Source organism: Bradyrhizobium sp. UFLA05-153, assembly GCF_054185185.1.
This window is the reverse complement of record NZ_JBBIAM010000031.1, coordinates 81,320-90,595: the sequence shown is the minus strand read 5'-3', so window position 1 is coordinate 90,595 and position 9,276 is coordinate 81,320. Positions and strand designations below refer to the sequence as shown.

Sequence of the window (9,276 nt, the reverse complement as noted above, 5' to 3'; positions counted from 1 at the left end):
CGTCAATTATCGCCTGACTCGGCCGCCTCGTCTCATCTTGATTGACGCGTCGCTCTCATCCTGTTTGTCGCTCCATACTTCAGGGCTCGGCCGGCTAGACCGCCGCATCAGCAGGCCGAATACGCCGAGAACTACCAAGATGCCGCCCGCGATCATGAGCCAATAGCCGGGCGCTAGCGTCTGAAGCAGCCCGACCAGTTCGCTCATTTCTTCGCCTTCAGCCCGAGCGCTACCAAGCGCCGGATCGCGTGAGCCCGGGTAAGGGTCTTGTCGGCCGACGCGGCGATCCAGGCATCAATTGCGGCTAGCTCGGAGGGGTGCCAACGCTCGCCGACTTGAATCCCCTTGCCGGTCGGTGCAGGGCCGCGTTTTTTCTTTGGTACCACACTTGTCTTTGCCATAAACCTTGGTACCATAGAAGCAAGCCGAGGGGAAGGGTTCAGCTTCCGCCTCGGCTCTAACCCAAATCAAGAGAGGCTCTCATGATGCAGGCTAATTCCAAAACTACCACGCGCAGGCAATTCGCAACATGGCTGGCGGCGGCTACGGCCGGCGCTGGGGCGGCTGCGGTGGCTGTGCCCGTAACCACGCTCGCCGCGTCGCCAGACGATGACAGCGCACTGCTGCGGCTCGAGGAGGAGATTTTCGAGGCATGGCGGGCGTGGCAGGTATCTTGCGCCAATGGTGAGATACCGCGGCTCCAAGATATTCGGCACGCCGATTACGAGAGACGGTTGCAGGAAGAAAAGACGGCGGGGCGATATCTCAGTGCTGACGCGCGCTGGGAGGCTGTCATGTCGACGCCGGATGGCCTAGAGCTCGAGCGGCTGATCGCCTTGAGCGAAGACCACTTCGATCGCATGGCTGGCCTTATTGACAGGATGTGGTCCATCCCCGCGAGAACGGAAGCCGGCCGGAAGTCGAAGGTGCTGGTCGCGCTCGTTTGCATCATGGATTGGCGGGATCGCGATGAGGAGACCGACTGGCGCAACCTGATGGCTCGGCAACTGCTCATTGATCTGGTTGGCGGCCCGTCGGCGGAATCGATGCGGGACCAATTCGCCTAGCGGCAACACTTCATCAACGATTGAAGCGCATCCTCAAAAGGTCGCGGGGGATTCCAGCCCAACCGTTCCTGCCGCGACCGGACATAAGAGCCCGTCAGCTTCGGCTGGCGGGCTTTTTCATTGGGTGCAGTCTTCGTCAATAGAGAACAAACTACGAAGCGCCGTGTACGATCCGTGTATCATCGACTGGGCGTGACTAAACGGGAATGCCTGAATTCAAAGGGTTTTCTTCAACAGCAAATGAGACACGAAGATTTCGAGAACGAAGGTGTCAAGCTGTTGAGATTATTGGCGATCCCGGCAGGACTCGAACCTGCAACCCGCGGAGTAGAAATCCGCTACTCTATCCAGTTGAGCTACGGGACCGTCTGGACAGCCCCGGGGGATGGGGCCCGGCGACGTCTTAGCACGCCAAATATGAAAAATCCGCACGTCCGCCAAGTCCGGATCGAACCGTTTTCCCCGGTCGCGCGACCAAGCGAAGCGATGGACTCTTCTCGTCCCGTTCTGCCCAGCGACGCTCCAGACGTCGCACTCGCGTTCGGGACCCGGTCCACCGGCTGATTTTGTCCGGTGCTGCCACAGGCTTCGGCGGCGCCAGGGGCGGCACTTCGGAGGCCCACTCGGGCTTGCTTGCCAATGGCGCATGCGACGTTTTGCTATTCTGGTTCCATCGCCTTGAGTCTGTCACCTTTCCGCGCATTTCATCGCATACGCGGCGCTTGTCCGCGCTCCCGGGAGTCCATCATGATCGGTTTGGTTCGCGCCGTCACAATCTGCGCAACGCTGGCGCTCGGCCTGGTATCGGCGCAGGCCGCCGACAAGGCCTTCAAGCGCGACGATCTCGCTGATGCCGCGATCAAGCTGGAGGCCCAGATCAAGAGCGAGGCGGGGTCGGTCGCCAAGACCAACGCGACCCTGCGCACCGACGCGGATGCCGCCTTCCGGCGCAACGATGGCCGCAGCGGTCTTTCCATGCTCGGCCAGATCGCCGCCACCACGCCTGAGGATGCCGGCAACTGGCTGCGCCTTGCGAAGGTGATCTTCCAGATCGCGCCGAAGAGCTCGAGCGAGCAGACTTTTCTGCTCGAGCGCGCCTCGACCGCCGCTTACATAGCTTACATGCGCGCCGGCAATGCGGGCGAGGAGGCGGATGCGCTCGCGGTGCTCGGCAAGTCGCTCTCCGAGCGGCATTTGTTCCGGCCGGCGCTGGATGCGCTGCGGCTGTCGCTCGACATGCGGGAGGTTGCCGACGTCCGCGGGAGTTACGAGAAGCTGCGGGACGAGCATGGCTTCCGGCTGCTCGATTACACCGTCGATTCCGACTCGGCGAGCCCGCGCGCCTGCTTCCAGTTCTCCGAGGAATTGGCCAAGCGCACCGATTTCGCGCCGTTCCTGGCGCTCGCAGGCACCGACAAGCCGGCGCTGTCGGCCGAGGGCAAGCAGCTCTGCGTCGATGGCCTCAAGCATGGCGAACGCTACAACGTCAACTTACGCGCCGGCCTGCCGTCAACGGTGAAGGAGGGGCTGCCGAAATCGGCCGAGTTCAACATCTATGTGCGCGACCGCAAGCCGTTCGTGCGCTTCACCAGCCGCGCCTATGTGCTGCCGCGGACCGGCCAGCGCGGCATTCCCGTGGTCAGCGTCAATACGCCGGCGGTCAACATCAACGTGTTCCGGATCGGCGACCGCAACCTGATCAACACGGTCGTCGACAGCGATTTTCAGAAAACGCTGTCGCGCTACCAGCTCTCCGATCTCGGCGGCGAGCGCGGCGTAAAGGTGTGGTCCGGCGAGCTCGCGACCGTGATGACGCTAAACCAGGACGTCATCACCGCATTCCCGGTCGACCAGGCACTCGGCGATCTCCAGCCCGGCGTGTACGTGATGACCGCCGCGGCCAAGGGGCCGGGCAGCGACGACGATTCCCAGCTCGCGACGCAGTGGTTCATCGTCTCGGATCTCGGCGTCACAGCCTATTCCGGCAATGACGGCATCCACGTCTTCATCAATTCGCTGGCCTCGACCGATCCGGTCGGCAAAGCCGAGGTGCGGCTGGTCGCCCGCAACAACGAGATTCTGGCGACCCGCAAGACCGACGATGCCGGCCATGTGCTGTTCGAGGCGGGGCTGGCGCGCGGCGAGGGCGGGCTGTCGCCGGCGCTTTTGACGGTCAACGGCGAGAAGACCGACTATGCCTTCCTCAGCCTCAAGACCAGCGCCTTCGATCTCACCGATCGCGGCGTGGCGGGACGCGCGGTGCCGGCCGGCGCCGATGCCTTCGTCTATGCCGAGCGTGGCGTCTACCGATCCAACGAGACCGTGTACCTGACTGCGCTGTTGCGCGACGGGCAGGGCAATGCCGTGACCGGCGGGCCGCTGACGCTGGTGATCGAGCGCCCCGACGGCGTCGAATTCCGCCGCGCCGTGCTGTCCGACCAGGGCGCCGGCGGCCGCACGCTCTCGGTTCCGCTCAACTCCGCGGTCCCGACCGGGACCTGGCGGGTGCGCGCCTTCACCGACCCGAAGGGCGCGTCGGTCGGCGAGACCACTTTCATGGTCGAGGATTACGTCCCGGATCGGATCGAATTCGATCTCACGTCCAAGGACAAGCTGATCAAGGCGAATGCTCCGGTCGAACTGAAGGTCGACGGCCATTTCCTCTATGGCGCGCCGGCCTCGGGCCTGCAGCTCGAAGGCGACATGCTGGTGGCGCCAGCCGACGAGCGGCCGGGCTTTGCCGGCTACCAGTTCGGCGTTGCCGACGAGGAGAGCACCAGCAACGAGCGCACGCCGCTCGAAAACCTCCCCGAGGCCGACGCCAACGGCGTCGCGACCTTCCCGGTCACGCTGGACAAGCAGCCGGCTTCGACCCGGCCGCAGGAGGCGCAGATCTTCGTCCGCATGGCGGAGACGGGCGGCCGCGCCGTCGAGCGCAAGCTCGTGCTGCCGGTCGCACCCGCGGCCGCGATGCTTGGCGTCAAGCCGCTGTTCGGCGACAGAAACGTTGCCGAGGGCGACAAGGCCGAGTTCGACGTGGTGTTCGTCTCGCCGGAGGGCAAGACGCTGCAGCGCGACGGACTGCGCTATGAGCTCCTCAAGATGGAGTCGCGCTACCAGTGGTATCGCCAGAACAATTACTGGGAGTACGAGCCGGTCAAGTCGACCTCGCGCGTCGCTGACGGCGATCTCACCATTACCGCCGACAAGCCGTCGCGCATTTCGCTGAACCCACGGCCGGGACGCTACCGGCTGGACGTGAAGTCGAACGACGCGGACGGTCCGGTGACGTCGGTGCAGTTCGATGTCGGCTGGTATTCGGACGGCAGCGCCGACACACCCGACCTTCTGGAGACCTCGATCGACAAGCCGCAATACGCCTCCGGCGACACCATGACGGTGTCGGTGAACGTGCGTAGCGCCGGCAAGCTCACCATCAACGTGCTGGGCGATCGCCTGCTGACGACGCAGACCGTCGACGTCAAGGAAGGTACAGCGCAGGTCAAGATCCCCGTCGGCAACGACTGGGGCACCGGCGCCTACGTGGTGGCGACTTTGCGCCGGCCGCTCGATGCGGCGGCCCAGCGCATGCCTGGCCGGGCAATCGGGCTGAAGTGGTTCGGCATCGACAAGCAGACGCGCACGCTCGCCGTGAAGCTGACGCCGTCGGCGCTGATCCGGCCGAATTCGATGCTGAAGATCCCGGTGAAGCTCGACGGGCTCAACCCGGGCGAGGATGCCAAGATCGTCATCGCGGCGGTCGATGTCGGCATTCTCAACCTCACCAACTACAGGCCGCCGGCTCCGGACGACTACTATCTTGGCCAGCGCCGCCTGACCGCCGAGATCCGCGATCTCTACGGCCAGCTCATCGACGGCATGTCGGGCACGCGCGGCCAGATCAAGTCCGGCGGCGACGCGGGCGGAGCCGAGCTGCAGGGCTCGCCGCCCATACAAAAGCCGCTTGCGCTCTATTCGGGCATTGTCACGGTTGCCGCTGATGGCACCGCGGAAGTGAGCTTCGACATCCCGGAGTTCGCCGGCACCGCGCGCGTCATGGCGGTGGCGTGGACCGCGACAAAGCTTGGCCGTGCCAATACCGACGTCGTGATCCGCGATCCCGTGGTGCTGACGGCGACCCTGCCGCGCTTCCTGCTCAATGGCGACCACGGCACGGTCAATCTCGAGATCGACAATGTCGAGGGCCAGGCCGGCGACTACACGATCAACGTGAAAACGGGCGGCCCGGTGAAGATGACCGGCAATCCCGCAACCACGATCAAGCTCGCCGCCAAGCAGCGCAATTCGTTCTCGCTCGCGCTCGATGCGACCGCGGCGGGGCAGGCGACGCTCGACGTCGACATCAAGGGGCCGAACGGACTGGCGCTCGCGCGGCACTACGCGCTCGACGTCAAGGCGGCGACGCAGGTACTGGCGCGCCGCTCGATCCGCACCCTGGCGAAGGGCGAGAGCCTGACGCTGACCTCGGACATGTTCTCGGACCTCGTGCCGGGCACGGGCAGCGTCTCGGTCTCGGCGAGCCTGTCGACCGCGCTCGACGCCGCGACGATCCTCAAGGCGCTCGATCGTTATCCCTATGGCTGTTCGGAGCAGATCACGAGCCGCGCCATGCCGCTGCTCTACGTCAACGAGCTCGCGGCCGGCGCCCATCTTGCGATGGACACCGAGGTCGATCAGCGCATCCGCGACGCGATCGAGCGGTTGCTGGCCCGTCAGGGCTCGAACGGCTCGTTCGGGCTGTGGTCGGCCGGTGGCGACGACGCCTGGTTGGATGCCTACGTGACGGACTTCCTCAGCCGCGCCCGTGAAAAAGGCTTTGTGGTGCCGGACGTGCTGTTCAAGAACGCGCTCGACCGCATCCGCAACTCCGTCGTCAACGCCAACGAGCCTGAGAAGGACGGCGGCCGCGATCTCGCCTACGGCCTCTATGTGCTCGCGCGCAATGGCGCTGCCCCCATCGGCGATCTCCGCTATCTCGCCGATACCAAGCTGAACAACCTGGCGACGCCGATCGCCAAATCACAGCTTGCGGCGGCGCTCGCGCTGGTCGGCGACCGCAACCGCGCGGAGCGGGTCTATGGTGCCGCGCTCGACTCGCTCGCGCCAAAGCCGGTGCTGGAGTTCGGCCGCAGCGATTACGGCTCGCAGCTTCGCGATGCCGCAGCATTCGTCTCGCTCGCCAGCGAGGGCAACGCGCCGAAGGCGACGCTGACGCAGGCCGTGTCCCGTGTCGAGACCGCGCGCGGACTGACGCCCTACACCTCGACGCAGGAGAATGCGTGGCTGGTGCTGGCGGCGCGGGCACTGGCGAAGGAAAACCTGTCGCTCGATGTCGACGGCCAGCCGGTCAAGACCGCGCTGTACCGCAGCTACAAGGCGGCGACGCTGGAAGGCAAGCCGCTGAAGATCACCAACACGGGTGATGCTCCGATACAGGCCGTGGTCTCGGTATCAGGCTCGCCTGTCACGCCGGAACCTGCGGCTTCAAGCGGCTTCAAGATCGAGCGCAGCTATTTCACGCTCGACGGCAAGCCTGCCGACATCAGCAAGGTCAAACAGAACGATCGCTTCGCTGTGGTGTTGAAGATCACCGAGGCCAAGCCCGAGTACGGGCACATCATGGTGTCCGACTATCTGCCGGCGGGTCTCGAGATCGACAATCCGAAGCTGGTGTCGTCGGGCGACAGCGGCACGCTGGACTGGATCGAGGATGGTGTGGAGCCGGAGGATACCGAGTTCCGCGACGACCGCTTCACCGCTGCGGTCGACCGGGCCTCGGACGCCAAGTCGGTCTTCACCGTCGCCTATATCGTGCGCGCGGTCTCGCCCGGCAAATACGTGCTGCCGCAGGCCTATGTCGAGGACATGTACAATCCCTCGCGATATGGCCGAACGGGGACTGGGTCGGTTGAGGTGCGCGCGGCGAAGTGAGTGTGGATGAGATGAGCGAGGTGGACGTTTCTTGTCATTCCGGGGCGGCTCCAAGAGCCGAACCCGGAATCTCGAGATTCCCCGAAGCGCAATTGCGCTCGGAGGTCTGGTCCTTCGGACCATCCCGGAATGATGGCAGGGAGGGCGGGCGCGGAATCACGCATGTCCTCTCTGCCCTCGCGCTGACGCTCATCCTCACCATCTGCGCCTTCGTCGCCTGGGCCATCTCCCTCGGCCCGCTGCCGCTCGACGAGGCGCGCCAGGTCTCCACCACCATCGTCGATCGCAACGGAAAACTCCTGCGCGCCTATGCGATGGCCGACGGGCGCTGGCGGTTGCCGGTCGAGACCAAGGCGAACGTCGATCCGACTTATGTGAAGCTGCTGCTCGCCTATGAGGACCAGCGCTTCTACGCGCATCACGGCGTCGATCCGCTCGCGCTCGCGCGCGCTGCGATCCAGCTTGGGACGCGCGGCCACATCGTTTCGGGCGGCTCGACCATCACGATGCAGCTGGCGCGGCTGATGGAGCCGCGGCGGCAGCGCTCGCTCCATGCGAAGCTGCGGCAGATCGTGCGCGCCATCGAACTCGAGCGTAGCCTGAGCAAGGACCAGATCCTCGATCTCTATCTCGCGCTGGCGCCCTATGGCGGCAATCTCGAGGGCATCCGTGCAGCGTCCATCGCCTATCTCGGCAAGGAGCCGAAGCGGCTGTCGCTCGCTGAAGCCGCGCTTCTGGTCGCATTGCCACAATCACCGGAAACACGCCGGCTCGATCGCTATCCCGAGGCTGCGCGCAAGGCGCGCGACCGCGTGCTCGACCGCATGGTCGAGGAGCATCAGATCAGCGCTGATGACGCGAAACAGGCGAAGGCTGTGCCCGTGCCGAAGCTGCGCAAGCCGATGCCGATCCTGGCGCCGCATGCGTCCGATACCGCGCTTTCAACCGTCAAGGATACGCCGGTCATCAAGCTGACGCTGGATGCCAATCTCCAGAAGGTGCTGGAGCCGCTCGCGCGCGACCGCGCCATTGCGCTGGGTGCAAACATCTCGGTCGGCATCATCGTCGTCGACAATGAGAGCGGCGACGTGCTGGCGCGCGTCGGCTCCGCCGATTATTTCGACGAGAGCCGGGCAGGGCAGGTCGACATGACCCGCGCCCTGCGCTCGCCGGGCTCGACCCTGAAGCCGTTCATCTATGGCCTCGCTTTCGAGGACGGCTTCGTCCACCCCGACAGCCTGATCGACGATCGCCCGGTCCGCTTCGGCTCCTACGCGCCGGAAAATTTCGACATGACGTTCCAGGGCACGGTGCCGGTCAAGAAGGCGCTGCAGATGTCGCTGAACGTGCCGGCGATCGTGCTGCTCGACCGTGTCGGTTCCAGCCGCCTGGCCTCGCGGCTGCGGCAGGCCGGCGGCAATCTGGTGCTCCCTAAGGACGAGGCGCCGGGTCTTGCCATGGGCCTCGGCGGTGTCGGCGTCACGCTTCAGGATCTCGCGCAGCTCTATTCGGGCATCGCCAGGCTCGGAACCACGCGCCCGCTGCGCGAGGTCATGACCGACACGGACGCGCGCGAGCCGCTGCGGCTGCTCGACCAGGTCGCGGCCTGGCAGGTCGGCAACGTGCTCCTTGGTACGCCGCCCCCCGAAAATGCCGCCCACAATCGCATCGCCTTCAAGACCGGGACCTCCTACGGCTATCGCGATGCCTGGTCGGTCGGCTTCGACGGCCGCATGACCATCGCCGTCTGGGTCGGCCGTCCCGACGGCGCGCCGGTTCCCGGCCTGATCGGCCGCGTGGCAGCGGCGCCCATCCTGTTCGATGCCTTCGCCCGGAGCGGAAAGTTGCCGGTTCCGTTGCCCAAGCCACCGAAGGGAACCCTGGTCGCCAGTAACGCCAAGCTGCCGTTACCCCTGAGGCGGTTCCGTCCCGTCGGGGAACTCGTCCGCACTGGCGGCGAGCAGGCGCCCCACATCCAGTTTCCCCTGAACGGTTCCCGGATCGACGTCGACCGCTCGGCGGGTAGCGAGGCTGCCACCATGCCTGTGAAGGTCGCCGGCGGCGTTCTGCCCATGACCATACTGGTCAACGGCACCGCGCTCGGCGAGATCGACGGACGGCGCCAGCGGCTGATCGATCCGCCCGGGCCGGGCTTTGCGCGGCTGACCGTGATCGACGCCACGGGCGCCGCCGACACAGTTGTCATTCGAATTCAATGATCCCGGCTTAAGCGGTTGTAGGGGTGGCGGTTTCAGCG

At 65.4% G+C, this 9,276-nt stretch carries 3 protein-coding genes and 1 tRNA gene; 3 read left to right on the top strand and 1 reads right to left on the bottom strand.

All coding sequences use genetic code 11. The annotated features are described in order from the left end of the window. The first annotated feature begins 482 nt into the window (after positions 1-482). Positions 483-1,067: a hypothetical protein gene (locus tag Q2941_RS20250; protein WP_458193525.1), complete on the top strand. Its 585-nt coding sequence runs from the start codon at positions 483-485 to the stop codon at positions 1,065-1,067. 289 nt (positions 1,068-1,356) lie between these two features. Here the strand turns inward: Q2941_RS20250 and Q2941_RS20245 are convergent. Beyond that, positions 1,357-1,433, bottom strand: a tRNA-Arg gene (locus Q2941_RS20245). A 381-nt stretch (positions 1,434-1,814) separates the two neighbouring features. Here Q2941_RS20245 and Q2941_RS20240 point away from each other — a divergent pair. Next, positions 1,815-7,019: an alpha-2-macroglobulin family protein gene (locus Q2941_RS20240; protein ID WP_458193524.1), complete on the top strand. Its 5,205-nt coding sequence runs from the start codon at positions 1,815-1,817 to the stop codon at positions 7,017-7,019. An 11-nt stretch (positions 7,020-7,030) separates the two neighbouring features. After that, on the top strand, positions 7,031-9,238 hold the full coding sequence (pbpC, locus tag Q2941_RS20235; protein ID WP_458193523.1) for a penicillin-binding protein 1C: 2,208 nt from the start codon (positions 7,031-7,033) through the stop codon (positions 9,236-9,238). The last annotated feature ends 38 nt before the right edge of the window (positions 9,239-9,276 follow it).